26 protein-coding genes are annotated in these 24,272 nt (G+C 60.9%); 11 read left to right on the top strand and 15 right to left on the bottom strand.

Annotated elements, in window-relative coordinates; all coding sequences use genetic code 11:
* Positions 1-4: 4 nt before the first annotated feature.
* The 3 genes from ACP7E0_RS19555 to ACP7E0_RS19545 all read right to left on the bottom strand — a co-directional run bounded on the left by ACP7E0_RS19555 (position 5) and on the right by ACP7E0_RS19545 (position 1,787).
* The gene (locus tag ACP7E0_RS19555; RefSeq protein WP_113315346.1) at positions 5-364 is read right to left on the bottom strand and encodes a response regulator; all 360 of its coding nucleotides are present in this window, start codon (positions 362-364) and stop codon (positions 5-7) included.
* A 140-nt stretch (positions 365-504) separates the two neighbouring features.
* Entirely contained in the window at positions 505-1,050 is a 546-nt protein-coding gene (gene hpt / locus ACP7E0_RS19550) for a hypoxanthine phosphoribosyltransferase (RefSeq protein ID WP_113315266.1), read from the bottom strand.
* A 68-nt stretch (positions 1,051-1,118) separates the two neighbouring features.
* Positions 1,119-1,787 carry a hypothetical protein gene (locus ACP7E0_RS19545; RefSeq protein WP_426127004.1) on the bottom strand — a complete coding sequence of 223 codons (669 nt, stop codon included), beginning with the start codon at positions 1,785-1,787 and terminating at the stop codon, positions 1,119-1,121.
* 278 nt (positions 1,788-2,065) lie between these two features.
* Between ACP7E0_RS19545 and ftsE the strand changes: the two genes are divergently transcribed.
* The 4 genes from ftsE to ACP7E0_RS19525 all read left to right on the top strand — a co-directional run bounded on the left by ftsE (position 2,066) and on the right by ACP7E0_RS19525 (position 5,415).
* Positions 2,066-2,725 carry a cell division ATP-binding protein FtsE gene (gene ftsE, locus ACP7E0_RS19540; protein ID WP_162745284.1) on the top strand — a complete coding sequence of 220 codons (660 nt, stop codon included), beginning with the start codon at positions 2,066-2,068 and terminating at the stop codon, positions 2,723-2,725.
* Positions 2,718-3,728 carry a cell division protein FtsX gene (locus ACP7E0_RS19535; RefSeq protein WP_426127002.1) on the top strand — a complete coding sequence of 337 codons (1,011 nt, stop codon included), beginning with the start codon at positions 2,718-2,720 and terminating at the stop codon, positions 3,726-3,728. Before ftsE ends, ACP7E0_RS19535 begins: the two co-directional genes overlap by 8 nt.
* A 100-nt stretch (positions 3,729-3,828) precedes the next feature.
* Entirely contained in the window at positions 3,829-4,527 is a 699-nt protein-coding gene (locus ACP7E0_RS19530; protein WP_426127000.1) for a YdcF family protein, read from the top strand.
* Positions 4,528-4,620: 93 nt separating this feature from the next.
* Positions 4,621-5,415, top strand: a complete 795-nt coding sequence (locus ACP7E0_RS19525) for a lysophospholipid acyltransferase family protein (RefSeq protein ID WP_426126998.1) — start codon at positions 4,621-4,623, stop codon at positions 5,413-5,415.
* Here ACP7E0_RS19525 and ACP7E0_RS19520 read toward each other — a convergent pair.
* Complete coding sequence (locus tag ACP7E0_RS19520) at positions 5,406-5,951, bottom strand: gamma-glutamylcyclotransferase (protein ID WP_426126997.1); 546 nt, start codon at positions 5,949-5,951, stop codon at positions 5,406-5,408. The genes ACP7E0_RS19525 and ACP7E0_RS19520 overlap by 10 nt on opposite strands.
* A gap of 205 nt (positions 5,952-6,156) precedes the next feature.
* Between ACP7E0_RS19520 and ACP7E0_RS19515 the strand changes: the two genes are divergently transcribed.
* On the top strand, positions 6,157-7,200 hold the full coding sequence (locus ACP7E0_RS19515) for a DUF2125 domain-containing protein (protein ID WP_426126996.1): 1,044 nt from the start codon (positions 6,157-6,159) through the stop codon (positions 7,198-7,200).
* Between the two features lie 168 nt (positions 7,201-7,368).
* Here the strand turns inward: ACP7E0_RS19515 and ACP7E0_RS19510 are convergent, their stop codons facing one another.
* The 3 genes from ACP7E0_RS19510 to ACP7E0_RS19500 all read right to left on the bottom strand — a co-directional run bounded on the left by ACP7E0_RS19510 (position 7,369) and on the right by ACP7E0_RS19500 (position 10,262).
* Entirely contained in the window at positions 7,369-8,295 is a 927-nt protein-coding gene (locus ACP7E0_RS19510) for a prephenate/arogenate dehydrogenase family protein (protein WP_426127049.1), read from the bottom strand.
* A gap of 11 nt (positions 8,296-8,306) precedes the next feature.
* Entirely contained in the window at positions 8,307-9,413 is a 1,107-nt protein-coding gene (hisC, locus tag ACP7E0_RS19505; RefSeq protein ID WP_426126994.1) for a histidinol-phosphate transaminase, read from the bottom strand.
* 78 nt (positions 9,414-9,491) lie between these two features.
* Positions 9,492-10,262 (bottom strand): class I SAM-dependent methyltransferase, encoded by a 771-nt coding sequence (locus ACP7E0_RS19500; protein ID WP_426126993.1) that lies wholly within the window; start codon positions 10,260-10,262, stop codon positions 9,492-9,494.
* An 89-nt stretch (positions 10,263-10,351) separates the two neighbouring features.
* On the opposite strand from ACP7E0_RS19500, the gene gloB reads away from it, so the two are divergent.
* Positions 10,352-11,122 carry a hydroxyacylglutathione hydrolase gene (gene gloB / locus ACP7E0_RS19495; protein WP_426126991.1) on the top strand — a complete coding sequence of 257 codons (771 nt, stop codon included), beginning with the start codon at positions 10,352-10,354 and terminating at the stop codon, positions 11,120-11,122.
* A gap of 49 nt (positions 11,123-11,171) precedes the next feature.
* The gene (locus ACP7E0_RS19490) at positions 11,172-11,564 is read left to right on the top strand and encodes a cupin domain-containing protein (RefSeq protein ID WP_426126989.1); all 393 of its coding nucleotides are present in this window, start codon (positions 11,172-11,174) and stop codon (positions 11,562-11,564) included.
* A gap of 2 nt (positions 11,565-11,566) precedes the next feature.
* Here the strand turns inward: ACP7E0_RS19490 and ACP7E0_RS19485 are convergent, their stop codons facing one another.
* Entirely contained in the window at positions 11,567-12,457 is an 891-nt protein-coding gene (locus ACP7E0_RS19485; protein ID WP_426127048.1) for a DMT family transporter, read from the bottom strand.
* A gap of 28 nt (positions 12,458-12,485) precedes the next feature.
* The gene (locus ACP7E0_RS19480; RefSeq protein ID WP_426126988.1) at positions 12,486-13,262 is read right to left on the bottom strand and encodes a DUF3108 domain-containing protein; all 777 of its coding nucleotides are present in this window, start codon (positions 13,260-13,262) and stop codon (positions 12,486-12,488) included.
* A gap of 369 nt (positions 13,263-13,631) precedes the next feature.
* Between ACP7E0_RS19480 and rpmB the strand changes: the two genes are divergently transcribed.
* A complete protein-coding gene (gene rpmB, locus ACP7E0_RS19475; protein WP_113241922.1) occupies positions 13,632-13,934 on the top strand; it encodes a 50S ribosomal protein L28 in 303 nt (100 codons plus the stop codon).
* 163 nt (positions 13,935-14,097) lie between these two features.
* Positions 14,098-14,736, top strand: coding sequence for a queuosine precursor transporter (locus ACP7E0_RS19470; protein WP_426126987.1), 639 nt, complete (start codon positions 14,098-14,100; stop codon positions 14,734-14,736).
* A 67-nt stretch (positions 14,737-14,803) separates the two neighbouring features.
* On the opposite strand, the gene ACP7E0_RS19465 is transcribed toward ACP7E0_RS19470, so the two are convergent.
* The 4 genes from ACP7E0_RS19465 to ACP7E0_RS19450 form a co-directional block, all read right to left on the bottom strand.
* The gene (locus ACP7E0_RS19465; RefSeq protein WP_426126985.1) at positions 14,804-15,826 is read right to left on the bottom strand and encodes an esterase-like activity of phytase family protein; all 1,023 of its coding nucleotides are present in this window, start codon (positions 15,824-15,826) and stop codon (positions 14,804-14,806) included.
* Positions 15,827-15,917: 91 nt separating this feature from the next.
* Positions 15,918-17,822 (bottom strand): cobaltochelatase subunit CobT, encoded by a 1,905-nt coding sequence (cobT, locus tag ACP7E0_RS19460; RefSeq protein WP_426126983.1) that lies wholly within the window; start codon positions 17,820-17,822, stop codon positions 15,918-15,920.
* A 3-nt stretch (positions 17,823-17,825) separates the two neighbouring features.
* Positions 17,826-18,821, bottom strand: a complete 996-nt coding sequence (gene cobS, locus ACP7E0_RS19455; RefSeq protein WP_113241926.1) for a cobaltochelatase subunit CobS — start codon at positions 18,819-18,821, stop codon at positions 17,826-17,828.
* A gap of 93 nt (positions 18,822-18,914) precedes the next feature.
* On the bottom strand, positions 18,915-19,550 hold the full coding sequence (locus ACP7E0_RS19450; RefSeq protein WP_113315350.1) for a J domain-containing protein: 636 nt from the start codon (positions 19,548-19,550) through the stop codon (positions 18,915-18,917).
* Positions 19,551-19,702: 152 nt separating this feature from the next.
* On the opposite strand from ACP7E0_RS19450, the gene ACP7E0_RS19445 reads away from it, so the two are divergent.
* A complete protein-coding gene (locus ACP7E0_RS19445; RefSeq protein WP_113242123.1) occupies positions 19,703-19,984 on the top strand; it encodes a BolA family protein in 282 nt (93 codons plus the stop codon).
* Positions 19,985-20,199: 215 nt separating this feature from the next.
* Positions 20,200-21,786, top strand: a complete 1,587-nt coding sequence (locus ACP7E0_RS19440) for a caspase family protein (RefSeq protein ID WP_426126981.1) — start codon at positions 20,200-20,202, stop codon at positions 21,784-21,786.
* A 19-nt stretch (positions 21,787-21,805) separates the two neighbouring features.
* On the opposite strand, the gene ACP7E0_RS19435 is transcribed toward ACP7E0_RS19440, so the two are convergent.
* Both ACP7E0_RS19435 and aroB read right to left on the bottom strand, forming a co-directional pair.
* Positions 21,806-23,140, bottom strand: a complete 1,335-nt coding sequence (locus ACP7E0_RS19435; protein WP_426126980.1) for an HlyC/CorC family transporter — start codon at positions 23,138-23,140, stop codon at positions 21,806-21,808.
* Positions 23,137-24,270, bottom strand: a complete 1,134-nt coding sequence (aroB, locus tag ACP7E0_RS19430) for a 3-dehydroquinate synthase (RefSeq protein WP_426126978.1) — start codon at positions 24,268-24,270, stop codon at positions 23,137-23,139. Before aroB ends, ACP7E0_RS19435 begins: the two co-directional genes overlap by 4 nt.
* Between the last annotated feature and the right edge of the window lie 2 nt (positions 24,271-24,272).

Below are 24,272 nucleotides of genomic sequence, written 5' to 3'. Positions count from 1 at the left end.
GCGCTTAAGCCGCCAATGCCACGGCAACAGCCTTGCGGATATCGGGCAGCGTGAACGGCTTGGAGACGACGTCGATGACCTTGCCGGTCAGGTTGTCGGCTCGTTCGCGCTGTTCGGCATAGCCGGTCATCAACAGGATTTTCAGCGCCGGAAAGGCTGCCGATGCCTGATGGGCAAGCTCGATGCCGTCCATCACCGGCATGCGGATATCGGACAGCAGCAGATCGAAGCTTTCGCCCTGAAGGCAAGCGAGGCCTTCGGCACCATCAGCCGCCTCGACGGTCTCATGACCGTCCAGCTGCAAAGCGCGGGCAACGAAACGGCGCAGGCCGTCCTCATCTTCGGTAATCAGGATTTTCGCCATCATGGCCTCCGTTTCGGCAACAGCTCTGCAGGGACGCTTGTCCCCGACCCGCAGCACAGGCTGCAGGCCAACACCACCAGAGTTTTGTTTGTTTTCCGTAAACGCGGATGCCAGATCAAAGGCTTTCCACAGCCGAATGATTATTCGGCGTCACCGGTGACGATGCCGACGAAAGGCAGTTCGCGGAAGGCATAGGCCACATCCATGCCGTAGCCGACGACGAAATAATCGGGGCATTCGAAGCCGACATAATCCGCTTCGAGATCGGTCTGGCGCTTGACCTTCTTGTCGAGAAGAACGGCGATTGTCACCGACTTCGCGCCGCGCTCCAGCATCAGTTCCTTGGCAAAGCGCAGTGTGCGGCCTGACTCGAGAATGTCATCGATCAGGAGAACATCGCGGCCATGCACGTCGCTGTCGATGTCCTTGATGATCTTGACGCCCTGCGACACCGTGCCTGTGCCATAGCTGGACAGGGTGATGAATTCGACTTCCGGCGCAAGGCCGACGGTGTGCATCGCCCGGATCAGGTCGGCGGCGAAGATGAACGAGCCTTTGAGCACGGCAATGACCAAAAGGTCGTTGATCGGTCCCTTGACGATTTGCTCGGCCATTTCAACGTTTCGCGCCGCGATCACCTCGGCGGTATAGAGCGGATCAATGTTTTTTCCACGGACGACGGGCATAAGGATAGTCTCCAGAACGATAGTGGAGACTGCGTTTTATGCCTCCGGAAGCTAGCCGCTTAGCACAGTCAGGGCGCCGAATCACCCGGCTGGCCAAAGGAAACCGCGACGCCGGGCAGTTTTCCACCTGTGTGTAGAAGACGCGTCGAGAATGGACGGCTTTCGCCCGGAGCAAGAGCGGGCTGCGCTGCATCGATCCGGGTGGCCGTCCGCCGATGGCCGTTGGCAATCACATCGACCAGGAGCGTGGGAACGACCTTGGGCACATCGGAGTGATTTTTCACCGCGCCATAGACCGACAGGATCTTCATGCCGTTGGCATCGTTCAGCGACGTGGTGACATCGCTGATCGACAATGCCGGCACCGAGGCAATGGCTGGCTGATATTGGGAAAAGCCAGCAAACAACAGGAAGACCGGAGCGCACAGGCATGTGACGAGGACGGCAAACGCCTTAGGGGACGCCGTCTGGAGCAGTCGCTCGAAATGGTTCACCGCCCATCCGAGCACCGATGCAACACGGTGAGGGCTCTGCGCCGGCGGGGCCGCCGAACGAGCACGATTATCGTTGAAAACCGGATAGACGTTGCGCCGCCCATGCGGCGCGACGGTCTCGAATTCGGCATCGACGATATCGGTGCGATGCGGCACGCCCTTTTCGGAAGCGGCACGCCCCCGGCGCTCCGGCGGCAGGAAATCCATGCGGGTTGCAGTCCCGTTGGAGCGGAAAGCGTTCATTGTCTCTCCTTCGCAGCCACCTCGGCCGCGCCAGAATGCCCAAGGCATCAGCAGGCCAGATTCGGGCATTGAAACAAACCTTTCCCAGACGTAAACCTAAATGGTTAATGCTTCGAAAACGGCGCCGCCGAGACGGCCTGTTTTCAAGCAAAATTAACCACTGTTTAACCATGTTGGCGCTGTAACAGCGAATGCTGCGCTATATGCTGCAACAAGGGCCATCAGCCCGCCGCGAAGACGTGGCAGACTGGATTGAAGAGAAGCTGGACACTGACCCGTTGATTCATTTTGAAAATGTCGGATTGCGCTATGGAATGGGCCCGGAAATCCTCCGCGACCTGACCTTCGACATTCCCAAAAAGTCCTTCCAGTTCCTGACCGGCCCTTCCGGTGCCGGCAAGACCACGCTGCTGCGGATGCTGTTTCTATCGCTGCAGCCGACGCGCGGGCTCATTCGCATGTTCGACCGCAACATCTCGACCATTCCGCGCGACGAATTGCCGATGCTGCGCCGCCGCGTCGGCATAGTCTTTCAGGATTTCCGGCTGCTCGATCATCTGACCACCTACGAGAATGTCGCCCTGCCCCTGCGGGTACGCGGCAAGGACGAATCGTCCTACCGCTCCGATGTCCTCGAACTGCTCGGCTGGGTCGGGCTGGGCGAGCGCATCAATGTTTTGCCGCCGGTTCTGTCAGGCGGCGAAAAGCAGCGTGCCGCCATCGCCCGCGCCTTGATCGACCGGCCGGAGATCCTGCTGGCCGACGAGCCGACGGGCAATGTCGATCCGCCGATGGCGCGCCGCCTGCTCAACCTGTTCCTCGAACTCAACCGGCTCGGCACCGCCGTCGTCATCGCGACCCACGATCTTTCGCTGATGGATCAGGTCGAAGCACGCCGGATGATCCTTTCCCAGGGGCGGCTCGATATCTATGAGTGAAGCGCCCGCCAGCAACCGCGCCGGTCAGGCCGCGCCGCAGGAGCGCAAGGCTTCGCTGCGTGTCCGCCCGACCGCGCCGATCGTGCCGCCGGGAAACGTCTCCGGCAATGCGCTGGTGCTGGTCATCGCCATCATGGCGTTCCTCGCCTGCCTGACGCTGGGTGCCGTCAGCATGGTTCGCTCGACGGCCCAAAGCTGGGAGAGCCAGATTTCCCGCGAGATCACCATCCAGATCAAGCCGGACGAAAACCTCGACATGGAAAAGGCGCTGGCCGACGCCCGCGATCTCGCGTTGACCTTCGAGGGCACCACCAATGGCACCATCGTCGACAAGGCCGCGACCGCCCGGTTGCTGGAGCCGTGGCTGGGGGCCGGGCTTGATCTCGACGATCTGCCGGTGCCGCGCCTCGTGATCATCACCATCGACGAGCAGAACCCGCCCGACTTTGCCGCCATGCGGGCGATGCTGACGGAAACCATTCCACAGGCCTATCTCGACGATCACCGCACCTGGGTCGACCGGCTGGTGGCCATGGCGCATACGACGGCGCTGATCGGTACGGGCGTGCTAGTGCTGGTGTTTTCCGCCATGGTTCTGACCGTGGTCTTTGCCACGCGCGGCACGCTTTCCGGCAACCGCCACATCGTCGAGGTGCTACATTTCGTCGGTGCCGAAGCCGGCTTCGTCGCCTCGGAATTCCAGAAACATTTTTTGAAGATCAGCCTGAAAGGCGCCGGCGCCGGCGGCCTGCTGGCTGCAGCCTGCTTTGCAGTCGCAAGCTTCTGGCAATCGCGTTCGCTGGCCACGCCCCAGAGCGACCAGACGAACGCCATGTTCGGCAGCTTCTCCATCGGCTATTCCGGCTATCTCGGTATTGCCGCCATCATGATCGTCATCGCGCTTCTGACGACGCTGACGGCCCGTTTCACGGTGATGCGGACAATCTACGAAATCGATCTGATCCGGTCAGATCCGGCCCGCATCGACGGCAACCAGACCTGATTGTCATGATTGCGCTGTCTTGCATCCATCCGTTGCCGCAATCTGCTTCTATTGAAGAATCCGAATCAGTCCTGGTCCTAGCGGAGCGGCCGGAACAGCAATGAGCGACAGCGGCGAGACACGACAGAGGGGAACGTTGGTGCGGCGGCATGTGAGCCTGCGCCGCCGGATCGTGCGGCTGACATTTTACGTGCTTCTGCTGATTGCCGGAATGGCTGCTGCCGGCTTCCTCTATTTCGCCGATTCCGTTGCCTCTCTTCAGCCGCCGGCCAATCCCAAGGCAGACGCCATCGTTGTGCTGACCGGCGGCTTCCAGCGGATCGACCAGGCTGTCGATCTGCTGAAAAACGGAGCCGGAAAACGGCTGCTGATCTCGGGCGTCCACCCCTCGACAACAGGCGGGCAGATCCGCCGCAATACCCAGAGCTCAGCCGACCTGTTCAAATGCTGCGTCGATATCGGTCATGATGCGATCGATACGATCGGCAATGCCAACGAAACCGCCAACTGGATCCGCGACAACGGCTACCGCAGCATTCTGGTCGTCACCAACAATTACCATATGCCGCGCAGCCTGCTCGAATTGCGCCGGGCCAACCCGGAAATTGAGTTCATCGCCTATCCGGTGGTCAATTCCGATCTGAAGAGCACCAACTGGCTGGCAAATCCGATCGTGCTGAAGACGATCCTGCTGGAATATGTCAAGCTGACGATCGCGTCGGCGCGCGATGCACTCGGTGCCCATCCGGCAAGTGGATTACGCACGGAAACCAAGGACGCTGGCAGCACCAGTAAATAGGCACTGCGCTTAATCTCGCAAACCCAGCTGTTTTCCTTGCCGAAATATTCGTGTAGGCAGCGGGCTAACCTTTTTGCTGCGAAAGCCCGCCTGATGATCATCCTGCGTTCAGTCCTGTTCAACATCGTGTTCTACATCAATCTGATCCTCCAGATGGTCGTGATGACGCCGTTCTATTTCCTGGCGCCGCGCAAGACGGCCTGGTTCGTTCCGAAGAACTGGGCGCGCAGCAATCACTGGCTGTTCCGGGTCATCGTCGGCACGACGTTCGAGATCGAGGGACTGGAGAACATCCCCAAGGGCGGCTACATCTTCGCGCCGAAGCACCAGTCGTTCTGGGACGTCTATGCGCTGCTGCCGTGGCTTTCCGACCCGTTTTTCATTTTCAAGCGCGAGCTATCCTGGATTCCGCTGTTCGGCTGGTACGTGCAAAAGCAGCGCATGGTGGCAGTCGATCGCGGCGCCCGCGGCAAGGTGATGGCGGCGGTGATGGAGCGCGCCAAACAGGAGATGGCGACAGGCCGGCAATTGATCATCTATCCGGAGGGCACACGCCGGCCGGCCGGTGCCCCGCCTGATTACAAATACGGTATCGCCCGGCTCTATCGGGATCTGACCGTGCCGGTGGTGCCCGTTGTCATGCACCCGGGCCTGTTCTGGCCGCGCCGCAAGTTCCTGCGTTATCCCGGTCACTTCAAGGTGCAGATTCTGCCACCGATCGAGGCCGGGCTCGATCCGGACGTGTTCCTGAAGAGGCTGGTCGATGTGATGGAAAGTGCCAGCGATGCGCTGCTGGTGGAAACGGTGAAGAACAATCCGCATGTGCCGCTGCCGCCGACGGCTGTACAGCGTCTGAAAGAGCTCAAGGAGCTCGGGGCTCAGGCCTGAAGCTTGGTTCTTTCGACGATGGCAGCCACGTCTTCCAGCCAATGATCACGAATACCCATCTCCTTCAGGTGGGCGAGCGTATTCATTACATATTCGGTATTCGGCCCTGATTTTCCATGGGATACTGCGACGGTTGCAGCCGCATCCTCGGCGCTCAGCGCCCCGGCATATTGCAGATGGGCGCGGTCGATCGTGTACGTGAGGGCTGGGACGCGGCGGCCGTCGGCAAGCAGCACCGGCATGGTGCGCTCAAGATAGACATGGGTGACCAGCTCGCGCTCGCGCAGGTAGCCGACAACCTCATCCTTGTCTTTCAAGGCTACCTTGAACGCCATGCCGCTGCAGGAGCCGCCATGGTCGAGACCGAGCACGAGGCCCGGACGTTCCGGGGTTCCCCGGTGCACGAAGGAGCGGACACAAAGCGAGCGCCGGTAGCCGAAAGCCCGTGCCGTCATCTTGTCTTCGAAGGCAAAGCCGGGGTTCCACATCAGCGAACCGTAGCCAAACACCCAAAAATCGTCCATATCCACTGCCATTCACATCCATGCCATCCCGGCGCCACAAAACGGGGTCAGGAGCGGCGGACAGACCACGTTGGTGCTTTCCTAACGCATCTGCCCGGCAATCGGAATCGATTTCCTGCACGATATTGGAGCGCATGCGACCGTGGATAGCCAGATCGGCAGACCAGAATTCTCGTGTCGCACCACCGCGCATGATCGACAGACCCCGGAGCAGACCATGACCGCAGCAGATATCGCCGCCCCCTCCGCCGGTAGCCGGAAAATCAGGCGGCTGGCGATCGGCATCGTGCTGTTCCTGATCGTCTATTCCGGCGCATGGTTTCTGGCCGCCAACCAGATCGAGACGCGGCTGGCAGCCTTTCTCACCGAAAAGAACGCGGGCGGCTCATCGGCGGAATGCGACGCCCTGAACGTGCGGGGCTTTCCCTTCCGCATCGGCCTGTTCTGCGACGGCGTGCGCCTCGATGACACGGCACGCGGCGCATCGGCGTCCTTCGGCGCGCTGCGCTCGGCAGCTCAAGTCTACAGGCCGGGCCATGCCATCATCGAGCTCGACGGCCCGGCGGAAATCCGCATCTCGCCTGGCATGACCGTCTCTGCCGATTGGGAACTGATGCATGCGAGCGTGCAGGCAACGCTGTCGGGCCTCAACCGCACCTCGCTCACCTATGACAAGCTGGCCGGCACGGCGATGCTGCCGGCTTTCGAAGATGATGCTGCACCGGGCGACACCCACAAGGTCATCTTCAATGCCGGGCATGGCGAGGCCCATTTCCGCCAGAACGGCCCCGATCTCGACGCCGCCCTCAGCGTCGACACGTTCGATCTGAAACTGGACAACGGATTGAGCCTGCTACCGCCCGTCAACGCCAGCGCCGACATGACAGTCATCGATCGCGCCAATTTGATGCAGAGAGGCGGATGGAAGCCGGACGCGCTGCGTGGCACCAAGGGCGAGATGCGCAACCTGACACTCGATCTCGGCAACGGCATGGTCACCACCGCCTCCGGCCCGTTCAGCGTCAACGACCAGGGACTGATCTCGGGAGAATTCAGCGTCACCATGAAGAATATCGAGGGCTGGCGTCAGAACCTCGTCAAGGTCTTCACCGACGAGGACGGCACCGTCATGGTCAACAATATCGCCAACATGCTGACGGCGCTGGCCGACGGCAAGAACGAGGCGACCGTCAAGCTCAATGTGCGCGATGGAATTGCGTTTTTGGCGTTCTTTCCGATTGGGGAATTGCCGCAGCTTTGATGGGGGCGATTATTTCGCTGTAACGCAAGTAGCCCCTCATCCGCCCTGTCGGGCACCTTCTCCCCGTAAACGGGGCGAAGGACCAAGCGGCGATCTGCGTCGTCCCCTCTGCCGGCTTGCGGGGAGAGGGCTAGGGTGAGGGGCAAAGCGGCATATGTGGTAGCCCGCCTACTTCTGATCCATCGCATGCCGCCCGAAATCAGCCATGTCGGTATCCTGGCCGGCCTGGACGATTGACCGGCGGATGGCGCGGGTGCGGGTGAAGAGGTCGAACAGCTTGTCGCCGTCGCCCCAGCGGATCGCCCGCTGCAGATAGGCGAGATCCTCGGAAAACCGCGACAGCATTTCAAGGATCGCATCCTTGTTGTGCAGGCAGACGTCACGCCACATGGTTGGGTCTGACGCCGCAAGACGCGTGAAATCACGGAAACCCGAGGCGGAATATTTGATCACTTCCGATTCGGTCACGGCTTCCAGATCGTCCGCCGTGCCGACAATGTTATAGGCGATGATGTGCGGCAGGTGGGAGACGATCGCCAGAACCTTGTCGTGGTGTTCCGGGTCCATGTCATCGACCATCGAGCCCAGCGTTTCCCAGAAGGTGCGCAGCTTGGCCTTGGCCGTTTCATCGGTATCCGGCAGTGGCGTCAGGATGCACCAGCGGCCCTTGAACAGGCCGATGAAGCCCGCATCCGGGCCGGAATATTCGGTACCGGCGATCGGGTGGCCGGGAATGAAATGCACGCCCGGCGGCATATGCGGCGCCATCTGGGCAATCACCGAGCCCTTGGTCGAGCCGACGTCGGTGACGATCGTACCCGGCTTCAGATGAGGCGCGATCTCGGCCGCGACAGCGCCGGATGCACCGACCGGCACCGAAACGATGACCAGATCGGCATCCTTGACCGCATCGGCGGCCGATATCGTATAGCGGTCGCCGAGATTCAGTGCCTCTGCCCGCTTCAACGTTGCTTCACTGCGCGTCGAGATCGTGACCGACCCGGCAAGGCCCTTGTCCTTGATCTCGCGGGCGATCGACGAGCCGATCAGGCCGATGCCGATCAGCGCGATGGTTTCGAACTGCTTTGCCATCACGCCACCTGACATCAAGGTTGCCCCATGAACTCGGTCAGCGCCGCGATCACGCCCTCATTGGCTTCCGCCGAGCCGATTGTCATGCGCAGCGCATTGGGCAGGCCATAGCCGCGCACCGCCCGCAGGATGAACCCGAGGCTGGTCAGGAATTCGTCCGCCTCCGGCGCGCGTTTGCCGTCGATATCGGGGAAGTGGATCAGCACGAAATTGGTGACCGACGGCGTCAGCCGCAGACCGAGCGCGGAGAACGCGTCGGTAAGCTTGCCGAGCCATAGCGAATTGTGCTCAAGAGCAGTCGCCATAAACGCCTGATCGCGGATTGCGGCGGCACCGGCGGCAATCGCCGGCGCATTCATGTTGAACGGCCCGCGCACCCGGTTCAGTGCATCGATGATGGCAAGCGGCGCATACATCCAGCCGACGCGAAGCGCTGCAAGCCCATGGATCTTCGAGAAGGTGCGGGTCATCACCACGTTCTGGTTGGACGATACCAGCTCGAGGCCGGCTTCGTAATCGTTGCGGCGGACATATTCGGCATAGGCAGCGTCGAGAACCAGGATAACGTTCTTCGGCAGGCCGGCCTGCAGGCGGCGCACTTCGTCGACCGGGACATAGGTGCCGGTCGGATTGCCTGGATTGGCAAGGAAAACCATCTTGGTCTTCGGCGTTACCGCGGCCAGGATGGCATCGACGGTGACATGGCAATCGTTCTCAGGCACCGTGACCGGCGTAGCGCCAGCGCCCATGATCTGAATCTTGTAGACGAGGAAACCATGCTCGGTGATGATGGCCTCGTCGCCGGGGGCGAGATAGACGTGGCAGAGCAGGCCGAGCAGTTCGTCCGAGCCGTTGCCGCACATCAGGTTGGCCGTGTTGAGGCCATAAACGGAGGCGATGGCTTCACGCAGCTCGATCGCCTGGCCGTCCGGATAGATTTCAAGCTTGGCAGCCGCCTTCTGGAAGGCCTCGATGGCCTTCGGGCTCGGGCCGAGCGGGGTCTCGTTCGAAGACAGCTTGTAGACCTTGGCGACACCCGGCGCATGCTCCTTGCCCGGCACGTAAGCGGCAATATCAAGGATACCGGGGCGTGGTGTGGGGCTCTGGATGTCTGTGCTCATGGGATCAGCTTTCGGCGACAGGGAAATGACGCTCAGCCAATACCGGTGCAGCGGGTTTTTGTCGAGTGTGGCGCGGCGTCACAATTCGATTCGATGCGCCTGCCCCAGCGGCTTTTCCCGCGTCGTCGGCACACCCTGTGGCGCCAGTACCGGCACGAAGACGCGGCGCGAGGCGCGGGCGGCGACCGGCAGGCCCTGGTAGAGCCGTTTCTGTGCCTCGACGATGATGACCCCGGAAAACACCGGCCAGAGCGACCGGCCGATACGTTCGAAAGCCTGGCGCATCTTCAGGATCATCTTCAGTTTGGATGGCGGAAAGAACAAGGCTTCAGCAGAGGCCCCCGGGGTAAAGTTGGTTTCCCGCAGAAGCGCGGTCAATTGCCCGCGCGAATAGGGCCGGCCGGAACCGAAGGGCGTGTGTTCCATGCGCGCCCAGACACCGCGGCGATTCGGCACGACGATCACTAAGCGCCCACCCGGTGCCAGAATCCGCCAGAGCTCCTTCATCGTCTCGCGCGGGTTTTCCGCGAATTCCAGCGAATGCACCATCAACACCCGGTCGATCGACGAATCGGGCAGCGGCAATTCCTCGTCGAAGATCAGCGCTGTCGAGGAGAGTTCGGCGACAGGCCAGTTCACCGCCCCTTGGCCCGCCGGCATGAAGGCAAAGGTGCGCTCGGTATCGGCACGAAAGCGATCGAGATAGGGAACTGCATAGCCAAGCCCGACTAGGCGCTCTTCCGGCAACCTCGCCCACACAGACGACAGCGCCATACCGATCGATTGTTCGGCAAAGCGCCCGAGGCGGGAATGATAGAATTGGCGAAGATCGACGATATCTGCGTGCATACCCTCATGTTAGACTGGAACGGGTGGACTTCAAGGCGGCGCTCACTACATTCGCCTTAACAACCGCCGCCCTCCGCAGGAAATCCTTCATGGCCAATCTCGACATCGAACTCTTCCCCTGCCGCACCGATAATTTCGGCGTGCTGATCCACGATCCGGACAGCGGCGCCACCGTCTCGATCGACGCGCCCGAGGAAGCAGCCATCATGGCGGCGCTGAAACGCCGTGGCTGGACGCTGACGCATATCCTGACGACCCACCATCATCCCGACCACGTGGACGCCAACCTGGCACTGAAGACGCGCTATGAGGCGACGATCATCGGCCCGGAAAACGAGGCCACGAAAATTCCCGGCATCGACATGACCATCGGCGATGGCGGCGATTTCGAGTTCGCAGGCCATCCGGTGCATGTTTTCGAGACACCGGGGCATACAGCCGGGCATATCTGTTTCTATTTCCCCGAAGACAAGCTCTTGTTTTCCGCCGACACGCTGTTTGCGCTTGGCTGCGGCCGTCTCTTCGAGGGCACCCCTGCGCAGATGTGGACCTCGCTGCAGAAACTGATGGCGCTGCCGGATGATACGGTGGTCTATTTCGGCCATGAATATACACTCTCGAATGCCCGTTTCGCGGTGACCGTGGATCCCGACAACGCGGCGCTCAAATCCCGTATGGCCGAAATCGAGGCCCTGCGCGCCAAGGGCAGCTTTACCGCGCCGACGACACTGGGGCTGGAAAAGGCCACCAACCCCTTCCTGCGGCCGCATGATGCCGCCATAAGGGCGCATCTGCAGATGAACGACGCATCGGATGCCGAAGTCTTTGCCGAAATCCGCAAGCGCAAGGATAATTTCTGATGGACGTTCAACTGCGCTATCAGCCCAGGCGATCATCGAGACCCTGAAAATGCAACGTCATCCGGAAGGCGGCTGGTATATCCAGACGTTCAAGGACACAGCGGGCGGTCCGCGTGGCCACTCGACCGCCATCTACTATCTCTTGGAGCGCGGGGAACGCTCGCACTGGCACCGCGTGCGCGATGCGGTCGAGGTCTGGCACTTCTATACCGGTGCACCCTTAGCGCTCAGCATCGCCGAAGACGGCAAACCGGCCACCACCGTCACGCTCGGTTCCAACATCCTGATCGGGGAACTGCCGCAGGCCGTGGTGCCGGCCAACGGGTGGCAATCGGCGACTTCGCTCGGAGCCTGGACGCCGGTCGGCTGCACCGTTTCGCCCGGCTTTGATTTTTCGGCGTTCGAAATGGCCCCCGCAGACTGGCATCCGCCGGCAGCTTGAGCCTATTCGGCCGGTTGCACGGAACTCGAGCGGTCTCGGAAGATGATATCCTTGGCCGCAAGAACCGCGCCACCCGTCACAAACAGACAGGCGAGCGCAATGCGCCACGACGGTTCGGCAAAGCCGAAAGCGATCAATACCAGCGTCGAGAGAACCGGTGCGGCATAGCTGGCAACGCCGAGGATCTGGATATTGCCGTTCTTCACACCGTAATCCCAGGCGTAGAAGGCAGCGCCGACCGGCAGCAGGCCGAGACCCGCAACCGCGATCCACTGCGTTGCCGTCTGTGGCCAGACTGTTGTTTCGAGGCCGAGATGGCAGAAAAAAGACAGCGCCGCCGTTGCCAGGCAAAAGCCGGTGACGACATCCGTCGAGACCGCCTCGAACCGCCGGGTCAGCAGCGAATAGCCGGACCAGGTGAACGCGCAGGCGAGAGCCGCGCTATAGCCCATGACATAGGCATCATCGAACTGAACGCCATTGCGCGCCACGATCAGGATCGTGCCGGCAAGGCCGCAAATGGCACCGGCAACATGATACCAGCGCAGCCGTTCACCCGGCAAAAGTGCCGAGCCGACGACGATCAACAGCGGCCAAAGATAGGCGATCAGCCCGGCCTCAATCGCCGGAGCGTTCCGAAGCGCCGTGAAATACAGAAAATGGTAGCCGAACAGCCCGGCAATGCCGACGATCCAGACCTTTGCGGGCTGCTTGAGCAGCGCCAGCCGCTCAGGCTTGAGCGCCAGTACGATGAGGCCGGGAATGCTGCCGATGGAAAAGCAGACGGCCGAAAGCTGGAAGGGCGGCATCGTGCCGGAGGCTGCCGTGAACAGCGCCAGCAGCGACCACATCAGGATCGCCGAAAAGCCGATCAGCGTTGCCTTGACTTTCATGCGCATGCCCCCCGCCCGAATGGAAATGTCAGCTGCCGAACCGCGTTGCCCAGATGGTTACCGGGCCGTAGCTGGTCGGGATGCGGACGTAGACCGGAGCATATACATTCACCGTATCGGCCTTGGCAAACCAGATTTCCATGGTTTCCAGCTTGCGCAGATAATCGACGTCATCGCGGCCCTTGCGGAAGCCGGATTTCGGCACGAACTTGATGCCGCAGACGATGACATCGCCCTGAAAACCCTCCGTCTTGAAGGGTCGGGTGCCCTTGGGGGAAAGCTTCAGGTCCATGCGCGATTCGCCGTCGAAGATCGGCACGCTTTTCGGGCAGACCCGCGTATCCGCCGGAAAGATCAGGCCCGACAGCGGATCGACGACATTGCGCATATCGTCCTTGGTGACCGGCACCCAGTTCTTCGGGATCTTGCGCGGCGGCTTCATCGAGGCGGATACGACGTCGCCGTCGCGGAACTGGACGTCGATCGCCCGGCCCTTCTTGCCGGTCTGATACTTGACCCGATATTCTGACGCGCTCAGCTGTTCCCGGCCGACGACGCCGGATACCGACGTTTCGCCCGAGGTCTGCGCGAAGATATCGGCAAGGCCAGCGGAATTCATCGTCCCGGAAATCGTATAGCGCTTGTCGTTCAACGCGGTGCGGAACGATGCCTTTGCAATCGGCAGGCCGGCAAGCGAGATGCTGTAATCCGTATTATGCGTCACATCGACAGCATAAGCCCTGCCTGTGGAAAACGTTGCCGTGGCAAACGCCAGAAGCGCCGAGATACCGATGCGCCAGCTCATTCCAGGTGCCCTTCCATTTTCGCTCACGCGACACGTCCGTTCATGTAACCTTAGGCGATACGGCGGGTTTGCGGCATTTCTGCGCCGGGAAACCCGCTTTTGCCCCAAGCCTTAACCCATGGACCAATAAAGTGGAATTGGTCGTAGCAAAGATGTATACCGGCCAAGAGAATCCAAACAGATCGGCTTCTCCGGCTTGAAAGACCCCACGTTTCTCAAGAGTTTTTCCCGGAAAACGAAGGTTTGGCTTGACGCCGCGGCTCTCGCTGACTATAGAACCGCAACTTTCCAATCATGGCCAACGGAATGCGGCCTGGGCTTATGGCCCGCCAACGCATGGACCGAAGGCGAAACGAAAATAGGTGCATCATGTCCCGTAGTTGCGAATTGACCGGCAAGGGCGTCCAGTCGGGCAACAATGTGAGCCACGCAAACAACAAGACCAAGCGCAAGTTCCTTCCGAACCTGTGCCAGGTTACGTTGATTTCCGACGTGCTCGGCCAGCGTTACCGTCTGCGCGTTTCGGCCGCAGCCCTGCGTTCGGTTGAACACCGCGGTGGTCTCGACGCATTCCTGATCAAGGCTGACGAAGTCGAGTTGTCGATGCGCGCTCGCCTGCTGCGCCGCCAGATCGTCAAGAAGACGGCGGAAGCCGTCGCTATCGCCGCTTAATCGGCGCACTTGGCTCTACAAATTAAAAGGCTTGCCAGGGCAACCGGCGAGCCTTTTTCTCGTGTAATGGCGACAGTAAACCGTTCGCGGCTTGCCGGGCTCAAAGCGCGGTAAGCTGTGGATTCAGATGACTCCAACTGGTGGCATACCCCAGGATAAAAAAATGCTGACAAACCGCACGTTCCTAACCTATGTGGCGCTGATGACCCTTGTGGTCGTGGCCTCCAATTTCCTGGTGCAGTACCCCCTGCCCGGCTCGATCGCCGGCATGCAACTGGATGATCTTCTGACTTGGGGGGCCTTCAGCTATCCGATCGCCTTTCTCGTCACCGACCTCACCAATCGCCAGTTCGGACCGCGTACTGCCCGTAAGGTGGTGATCGCCGGTTTTGCCGTCGCTATCATCCTGTCGGTGCTGGTGGCCACGCCGCGCATCGCGATCGCGTCAGGCTCTGCCTTCCTGCTCGGCCAGCTTCTGGATATCTCGGTGTTCAACAAGCTGCGGACGCAGAGCTGGTGGCGCGCGCCGCTGGTCGGTTCGCTGTTCGGCTCCTTCCTCGATACGGCGATCTTCTTCTCGTTCGCTTTTGCCGCGTTCTTCGTCGTCTTCGGCCCGAACGATCCTTTCGCGCTCGAAAGCGCTCCAATCCTCGGCGTCATGACGGCAGAAGCGCCACGCTGGATCTCCTGGGCGCTCGGCGACCTCAGTGTCAAGATCATCGTCGGCCTGGTGATGCTGCTGCCCTATGGCGCACTGATGAACGTGATCAAGCCTATGCCGGGGGCAAAGGCAAACGCCTGACCCCAGAGCAGCATAAAGAAATCGAACCCGCATCACACCGTGATGCGGGTTTTCTTTGCGCGTGATTCTATTCGGTAAGCCGGAATTCCAGCATCAGGTTGCGCTCGAGGATGGAGTGGTTGTCGTCGGAAACGAGGATGAGGCGGATGTCGCCGCCGGGTTCAGCGACGACGTCCAGACCTTCCATATTGTCGATCTGGTAGCCCATGTCCGCGTTCAGCAGGATTTCACCATCGACGACCGCACCGGGCTTGATATCGTCGCCCTTGATGCGGCGGATCTGCATGCCGATGCCCTCGGCAAAACTGAAGCGGCGTTCCAGAATCAGCATGTCACCGTTGGGCAGGAACGCGCCGTCGGTGATGGCGAAAGGCGCTTTCTGAACGACACCGAAAATACCCTTGCGTGGACCATCGAGGACGGCGGCCAGGAGATGTCCGTTCGTGTCGAAGCTCAGCTCGGAAACCACAACGGCTCCGCCCGCAAGCGGGCCGTCTTGTGGCGCAACAGCAATGGTCTCAAGGCCGCGATTGCGGCGAAGCGACTTCGGCGGGATGACAATCGGCAAAGTGGCGATCGGCCCGGACTGGGCAAAGCCAGGATACGGATAGACATCGATGCGGTGGAGCCCCTCATAGCTGGCGAGGACCGCGCCGTCGCGCAACGCCACCCCCTCGCAGTCCATGCGCTCCTTGACCTGCTCTGACCGGCCGTTGGCATCGATCATCGAAGTGACCGTCAGCTCGCTCGTACCCGCCAGCCGGCCCTTCTGGTCGCGCTCGATTTCGCCTTCGACCCAATGGCCGGTATCCATGATCGCGAGGAAGGATTTCCGGTCGGGGCGAAAGCGGATTGACGAGATCGCACCGAGCAGGGCGTTCGACGACGACATCTCGATACCACCGATAAACTCCAGCTTGCCGAACAGTTTCTGGTCCGAACCAATCTTGAAATTCTCGATCTGCCGGCTTTTCACCGGAACGAGTTCCGAAGGCGCCAGCGGTGCCGCAGCCGAGGGCGCGACGGCCAGGAACAGGGAAAAGGCGGCGGCCTGAATCAGTGTCGCTTTCAAAAGACGTCCTTCCGGCATGCCGGCATGGAGCGCAAAGCGGCTCCGGAAAAATCGGCAAGCAATAGGCGAGCAAAGCCGGGACACAGGATGTCCCGGCCAGATAATATTGTCAGCTCGCACGCCTGCGCCCAGAGGATGCACGGCGGCGGGAACTCTCGTCGTCGAACAGCGACGCCAGCTGCTCGGTCATCGCCCCGGCCAGTTCGTCGGCATCGACGATGGTCACGGCCTTGCGATAGTAGCGCGTCACGTCATGACCGATACCGATCGCCAGCAGTTCGACCGGCGAGCGCGTTTCGATCTGCTCGATAACGGCGCGCAAGTGGCGCTCGAGATAGTTGCCCGGATTGACCGACAGGGTGGAATCATCGACCGGCGCACCATCCGAAATCATCATCAGGATGCGACGCTGCTCGGAGCGGCCGAGCAGCCGGTTATGCGCCCAGATCAGCGCTTCGCCGTCGATGTTTTCCTTCAGCAGGCCTTCACGCATCATCAGGCCGAGATTGCGGCGCGCGCGGCGCCACGGGGCGTCAGCGGACTTGTAGATGATGTGGCGCAGATCGTTGAGGCGGCCCGGCGTCTGAGGCTTGCCGCTGGCCAGCCACTTTTCACGCGACTGTCCGCCCTTCCAGGCCTTGGTGGTGAAGCCGAGGATCTCGACCTTGACGCCGCAGCGCTCCAGCGTGCGGGCAAGGATGTCCGCGCAGGTGGCGGCGACCGTAATCGGCCGGCCGCGCATGGAGCCGGAATTATCGATCAGCAACGTCACGACCGTATCGCGGAAGTTGGTGTCTTTCTCGCGCTTGAAGGAGAGCGGTTGCATCGGGTCAATGATCATGCGCGTCAACCGCGCCGAATCGAGATAGCCCTCTTCCAGGTCGAATTCCCAGGAACGGTTCTGCTGCGCCATCAGGCGGCGCTGCAACCGGTTGGCCAGACGGCCGACGGCGCCCTGCAAGTGGGCCAGCTGCTTGTCGAGAAAGGCTCGCAGGCGGTCGAGCTCGGCTTCGTCGCACAGCTCTTCGGCCGTGGTCGTTTCGTCGAATTCCTCGGTGAAGACGCCGTAATCGACCTTCTCGTTGAAATCGTCGAAGGGGTGGCTCGGCCGCTTGACCTCGCCTGGCGTTTCGCTGTCATCCTCGCCGTCGTCCGACATCTCCTCTTCGGAGATTTCGGCGCCGTCCATTTCGCCTTCGTCCATCTGCTCGTCGGCAGATTCGTTCTCGTCGGCGGGGGCAGCGTCGGAACCAGCATCCTCATCGGAGCTGTTTTCATCCTGCTCCTGGCTGCGCGGCTGGTCCTCGTCGGTCTGGCTTTCCTGGTCGTCCGGCTCGACATCGTCGTCGCCGTATTTCTCGGCCATCTCCATCGATGTCAGCATATTGCGCACAACACGTGCGAACGCCTGCTGGTCATTGACCGTGGCAGACAGTTCTTTCATGTCGCCGGCAGCTTTTTCCTCGATGAAATCGCGCCAGAGGTCCAGCACCTGGCCGGCGGAGGCCGGCGGCTTTTGGCCAGTCAGTTTTTCGCGCACGATCAGGGCAACCGCCTCTTCGAGCGGGGCATCCGCCTGGCGGTCGATGTTGCCGAAATTGGCCCGGGCGTATTTTTCATCCAGCATCGACGTAATGTTGCTGGCAACGCCAGTCATGCGCAGCGAACCGATCGCCTCGACGCGCGCCTGCTCGACAGCATCGAAAATGCTGCGCGCATCAGCACCCTGCGGCGCCATCGTCGCGTGGATACGGGCATTGTGGCAGGCCTTGCGCAACGCCATCGAATCGCCGAGCCCGCGGGTAACCGCGAGCTCCTGGCGCGTCGGCCGCTTGGAGATTTCCGGCAGCCGCACGCGCTCGCCGGCAAGACCCGGACGCTCGTTGGCAAACACGACTTCGATTTCCGAATCCCCGGCAATCGAACGGATGCAACCGGTCAGTGCGCGGCGGAATGGCTCCACATCCACGACACCGGCCGGCCTTGCTTTCGAATTGTCGCCCCGGCCTGCCATCGATCAGGCCGTGGCTTCGAGCACGATATTGGCAGCACTTTCCTTCAGCTCGACACCGAAGGCGCGCTGATAGTGTTCCGCCACCAGCGCCCGTTCCAGTTCGTCGCACTTGTTGAGGAAGGTGACGCGGAAGGCAAAGGCGATATCGCCGAAGATATGCGCGTTTTCAGCCCAGGTGATGACCGTACGCGGGCTCATCACGGTCGACAGGTCGCCGTTGATGAAGGCTGCACGGGTGAGATCGGCAACGCGGACCATCTTCGAGACGGTGTCGCGGCCGCGATCCTTGGTGAAGCCCTTGACCTTGGCAGCGACGATATCGACTTCGTTGTCATGCGGCAGATAGTTCAGCGTGGTGACGATCGACCAGCGGTCCATCTGGGCCTGGTTGATCTGCTGCGTGCCGTGATAGAGGCCGGTCGTATCGCCGAGGCCGACGGTGTTGGCCGTCGAAAACAGGCGGAATGCCGGGTGCGGGCGAATGACGCGGCTCTGGTCGAGCAGCGTCAGGCGGCCAGACGATTCCAGCACGCGCTGGATGACGAACATCACGTCCGGGCGGCCGGCGTCATACTCGTCGAAGACGAGCGCGACATTGTGCTGGTAGGCCCAAGGCAGGATGCCGTCCTTGAATTCAGTGACCTGCATGCCGTCCTTGACGACGATGGCGTCCTTGCCGACGAGATCGATACGGCTGACATGGCTGTCGAGGTTGACGCGCACGCAGGGCCAGTTGAGGCGAGCGGCGACCTGTTCGATATGGGTCGACTTGCCGGTGCCGTGATAGCCGGACACCATGACGCGGCGGTTATGGGCAAAACCGGCGAGGATGGCGAGTGTCGTCTCGCGGTCGAAGAGATAGTCGGGATCGAAATCCGGCACATAGGCATCGGCCTTCGAATAGGCCGGCACGCGCAGATCGGTGTCGATACGGAAAACGTCACGGACGGAAACTGTCGTATCGGGGAGGTTGGAAATATCGAGGTCTACCTTGCTCATCATGTCTCCAGCACGGTAAAGCCCCTTGACTCGAACGGCGGGGGCGTTCCCGTCTATGCCTTTATAAAAGTGTGACCGTAATAAAACGGGTTCCTAGCAGAAGCCAGCCTGTTTTAACAATTGATATGCCTGGATCACGGCGCGAAAACGCTCTTCCGATCCCCTGTCTCCGCCATTTGCATCGGGGTGATGCTTTTTTACAAGCTCTTTGTACGCCGTCTTCACATCTGCCGCAGTCGCATTGGCATGCAGACCGAGCGTTTCGAAGGCCTTGGCCTCCAATGTCTTCAGTTTGCGCAGCCGCGGTTCCTGCCGGTTGGCGCGGGCTCGCGCCTGGTCGACGAAGCCGAAGGGATCGCGCATGCGGGCCTGGGCACCGGCCGACCCGGAGCGTTGCTGAGACTGCTGCGGTGCATTCTTGGCGTTCTTGTTCACCCCCACCGTCCAGGTCGGACGATGGCCGGTGATGGCTTCCTTCTGATATCGGGCGATCTCGGTGTCGGAAAGTCCCGAAAAGTAGTTGTAGCCCTTGTTGTATTCCTTGACGTGCTCGAAGCAGAACATGAAAAATTCGTTTTCGGCATTGCGGCCCACCGGCGCGCGATGGATCGCATTCTCCTCGCAGCCGTCCCATTGGCACTTGGGTGCCATCGGCTCAGGTTTCTGGTTCACCTTGCGGCGCGTCCGGATCCCGTCAAAGTATTTTGAATCAAGTTTCATGGCGCTAATTATGGGGCGTGGCGGACGCCACAACAAGAATTGACAAACGGGAATGTTGCAGGCTTTGTGAAGGTATTTTGCACCGCGCAAAACGCAATCCCGGACGGGTCGCTCGTTCGAGGTCGATGCTTACGGAAAAGCCAGAAAAACGGGGCCAAAACATGTCGCTTCAAAGCCGCATCGAAACAAAACTCAACGCGGCATTTTCGCCCGAACGGCTGATCGTTGTCAACGAAAGCCATCTGCATGCCGGCCATCATCCGGACATCGACGGCACCGGCGAAACCCATATGCGGGTGCGGATTGTTTCCAGCGCTTTTATCGGCATGAGCCGCATTGCACGCCACCGCGCCATCAACGATATTCTGAAGACCGAAATCGATGCAGGATTGCATGCGCTCGCCCTTGAGCCGGCTGTTCCCGGGGAAACAACCCGCTGGTAAGGTTAGAGGTAACATCTATTGAAGCAACGAACGTAAACCGAAGGGTTTAATTCCTGCCGAATTGACGAGATTGTGGGCAACATCTACACTTGTAGGTGGGGCGAGAGAATTATCGGATCGGGCGATCCGTCCATTATTGCGACATACAGAAAATTTTCATAGGCGGAGCCGGTTCAAGGTTGTCCGGGGAGCCTCTTTTTTCAGGGGTCAAGGTGATGCTCAGGAGGTTTGGGCTTGCCGCGGCGTTTATCGCTGCGTTTCTGACGTTCAGTCCGGTATCGGCAGCAACGCCATCCGGTAAAAAAGTAGCCCTTGTGATGGGCAACAGTGCCTACAAGCATGCGGTCGAATTGCCGAACCCGAAAAACGACGCCAAGCTGATGGCGGAAACATTCCGCACGGCGGGCTTCACGGTTATCGAGGGCGAAGATCTCGACAAGACGGCGATGAGCGCACTGGTCGATCAATTCACCGAGATCGCCTATGACGCCGATATCGCCGTCGTCTACTACGCCGGCCACGGCCTGCAGGTCGATGGGCGCAACTATCTCGTGCCGATCGATGCGCAACTGGAAAAAGCCGCGCAATTGCAGACCCGCACGGTGCCTGCCGAAAAATTCCTGGCCGCCCTGCCGCCGGACCCGGCGGTCAGCATCATCATTCTGGATGCCTGCCGCGACAATCCGCTTGCACGCTCGCTGGCAAAGGCCATGCCGGCCAGCCGCTCCGCCTCGATGGGCGTCGGTCTGGCACCGGTGCAAGCCAACAACCAGACAGCCGGATCGGGCGGATTGCTGATCGCCTATGCCACCGATCCCGGCGCCGTTGCCTATGACGGCAAGGGCATCAACAGCCCCTATACGACGGCACTTGCACGGCATCTGACGACACCTGGGCTTGAAATCCAGAGCGCCCTGACGCGGGTCCGCGCCGACGTCTCGGAAGCGACCGGTGGCGCACAGCATCCTTGGCACAATGCCTCGCTGTCCCGCGAAGTCTTCATTGGTGTCGATCCTGCCGCGCAAGCAACCGTCGCTACGCCCTCTGAAGTGAAGCCTGTGGGTGAAGCAGCGTCTGCCGGCACCAACGATGTCAACTGGACCGTCGAACAGAAGCTGTGGGAGGAAGCGTCCAAACGCAACACAGTCGCGCATTACGAACTTTACCTGCAGCAATATCCGAGCGGTAATTTTGCCACCCTTGCCAAGCTCAATCTCGACCAGCTGAAGGCCACGGCAACAACTGAAGTTGCCTCCGTCGCCCCGGCCGGCGAGGCAACAGCATCGGCTTCACAGGTCCGCACCGCTGTCGCCATGCCGGATGACGTCAAGCTCAGCGTCGGAACACCGGAAACGGAAGCCGCCCTGAGCCTCGACAAGGAAGGCAGGATCGATCTGCAATTGCGGCTCGGTGCGCTCGGCCATGTCACCGGTGGCGCCGATGGTGCGCTCGGTGCCCGGTCACGCACAGCAATCGGCGCATGGCAAAAGCAGAACGGCATGGTCGAGACAACCTACCTGACACAGCAGCAGCACATGTTCCTTGTGGTTCAGACCGATCCGATGATGCCGCAGATCCGCGCCCAGTATCAGGCCCAGAAAGCTGCCATTGCTGTTCGCAAGGCCCAAAGCCCGGTTCGCCAGAAGGTGGCTGGGCAGCGCGTTAAGAGACAACACGAGGGAGCAACCCTGGAAGGTCCTGTTGAAGGCCAGGGCAATAGTGGCGGAGTGGATCCGGCGGGCGCTGCCTTCGCCGGCGGTTTGCTCGGCGGTGCTCTCGGCGGCATCATCGGCAGCCGTTAAGACTGACCCGACCTACGCCTCATTCAATGCCTTCGCTTTTCATCGAGAGCGGAGGCATTGTTGCATCATCGGCCGATCTGATTCTGAGCCGCGTTATCCGGTTCTTCACCCGCTTCATCACGGTGAAGCGCTTGCCGTAGAAGGTGAACGCCTGCCGCTCTTCCGGGATCGTCTTGGATTCGTGAATCACCAGACCGGCCACCGTCGTCGCCTCCTCGTCCGGCAGGTTCCAGTCGAGCGCACGGTTGAGATCGCGGATCGGCACGCTGCCATCGACGACGATCGAGCCGTCGGCCTCCTGGCGCACGCCCTGGATTTCGATATCGTGCTCGTCGGAAATATCGCCGACGATTTCTTCCAGAATATCCTCCAGCGTCACCAGCCCCTGTACCTCGCCATATTCATCGACGACGATGGCGAAATGCCCCTTGCGGCGCAGGAAGGCGTTGAGCTGTTCTTTCAGATTGGTGGTTTCCGGTACGAACCATGGTTTTTGCGCGATCCGGACAATATCGAGATTTTCCGGCTCGACATCCGGTTCGGCCAGCGCCCGCAACAGGTCCTTGGCATGCACGACGCCGATGATGTTGTCGGTCGATCCGCGCCAGACCGGCATGCGGGTATAGGGGCTTTCGAGCACGGTGCGAACCGCTACTTCCGGCGCGTCATCGGCATTGATGCCGCGCATCGAGGTGCGGTGGATCATGATGTCGGAGATTTCGAGTTCGCCCAGATCGAGAACACCCCCGAGCCGGTCGCGATCGGCCTTGATGACGGAGCCTTCGCGGTGGAGGAAATCGACGGCACCGCGCAGTTCTTCGTGCGCCGTCAGCATCGGCATTTCCGAGGACAGATTGATGCCGAACAGGCCGAGAATGCGCCGGACGATCCAGTTCACCAGGCTTGAAACCGGGCCGACCACCAGCACAACAATATTGACCACCCGGGCGACCGTCAGCGCAAACCGGTCCGGCGATGCGATCGCCCAGCTTTTTGGCAGCACTTCGGCAAAGATGACCAGGATGACGGTCATCGCAAGCGTCGCATAGGCAACACCGGACGCACCGAAGAAATGCAGGAACAGGCTGGTGGCAATCGACGACGACAGAATGTTGGCAAGGTTGTTGCCGATCAACAATACGCCGATCAGCCGGTCGCGGCGTTCGATCAGGCGGTTGACCAGCCCGGCGCGCTCGTCACCATTGTTTTCCAGTGTGTGCATGCGGGATCGGGATGCTGCGGTCAGGGCCGTTTCCGAGCCGGAGAAAAACGCCGACAGCAGGATCATCAGGAGGATGATCAGGATGCCCGGGCCATAATCCGCCAGGAAAACCGTGAATGTCTCGTTGTTCATCCCAGATGCTTTTCCTTGAGAAAGGCGGTTACTTCCGATCCCGGAACATCATCGGCGACAAACGACTGGCCGATACCGCGCGTCAGGATGAAGGTAAGTTTGCCACCGCTGACCTTCTTGTCCTGCGCAATCGCGTCCATCAGCTTTTCCACAGGCGGCAAGGTGCCTGGAATGTCATCCATGCGGGTCGGCAGGCCCACAGTCCTCAGATGGGCTTCGACGCGCTTGACGTCGTCCGGGCTTGCAAGGTTCATGCGCGCCGAAAACTGGTGCGCCAGCACCATGCCGATCGCCACGCCCTCGCCGTGCACGAGACGCGCGCCATCATACTGTGTTGCGGCTTCCAGCGCATGGCCGAATGTGTGGCCGAGATTGAGCAGGGCGCGACGGCCATTCTCACGCTCGTCGGCTGCGACCACATCGGCCTTGGCCTGGCAGCTGATGGCGATCGCCTCGATCCGGGCGGCGCCACCGGCAAACACGGCCTGCCAGTTGTTTTCCAGCCAGGCAAAGAACTCCGGCTTGTCGATCAGCCCGTATTTGGCGACCTCGGCATAACCGGCTTTGAACTCGCGCGGGCTCAACGTATCGAGCACATCGGTATCGGCGAGCACCAGGTCGGGCTGATGGAAGACGCCGATCAGGTTCTTACCGTGCGGCGAGTTGATACCGGTCTTGCCGCCAACGGATGAATCCACCTGCGCCAAGAGCGAGGTCGGGATCTGGATGAACCGCGATCCGCGCCGGGCAATGCCCGCTGCAAAACCGGTGAGATCGCCGATGACGCCGCCGCCGAGCGCGATGACTGCATCGTTGCGCTCGATGCGGGCACCGAGGATAGCCTCACAGACGGGGATCAGGTGTTCGAAGCTCTTGGTCTTTTCACCGGCCGGCAGAACCAGCGACACGGCCGTGATGCCCTTCGCCTTCAGGCTTTCCATCAGCGGCTCAAGATAGAGCGGCGCGACATGCTCGTCGGTGACGACAGCCATGCGGCGACCCTTCAGCCGCCCAGCGATCTCGTCTGCAGCCGTGGCGATCAGGCCAGGACCGATGAGGATATCGTAGGAACGATCGCCCAGATTGACGCGAACGGTTTTACGGGCGGCAGAGAGGTTGGCTATGGTCATGG

This window comes from Pararhizobium sp. PWRC1-1, from assembly GCF_049897905.1.
In the GTDB taxonomy this organism is placed as follows: domain Bacteria; phylum Pseudomonadota; class Alphaproteobacteria; order Rhizobiales; family Rhizobiaceae; genus Pararhizobium.
Note: the sequence above shows the minus strand (reverse complement) of the source record. Positions and strands in the feature narration are given on the sequence as shown.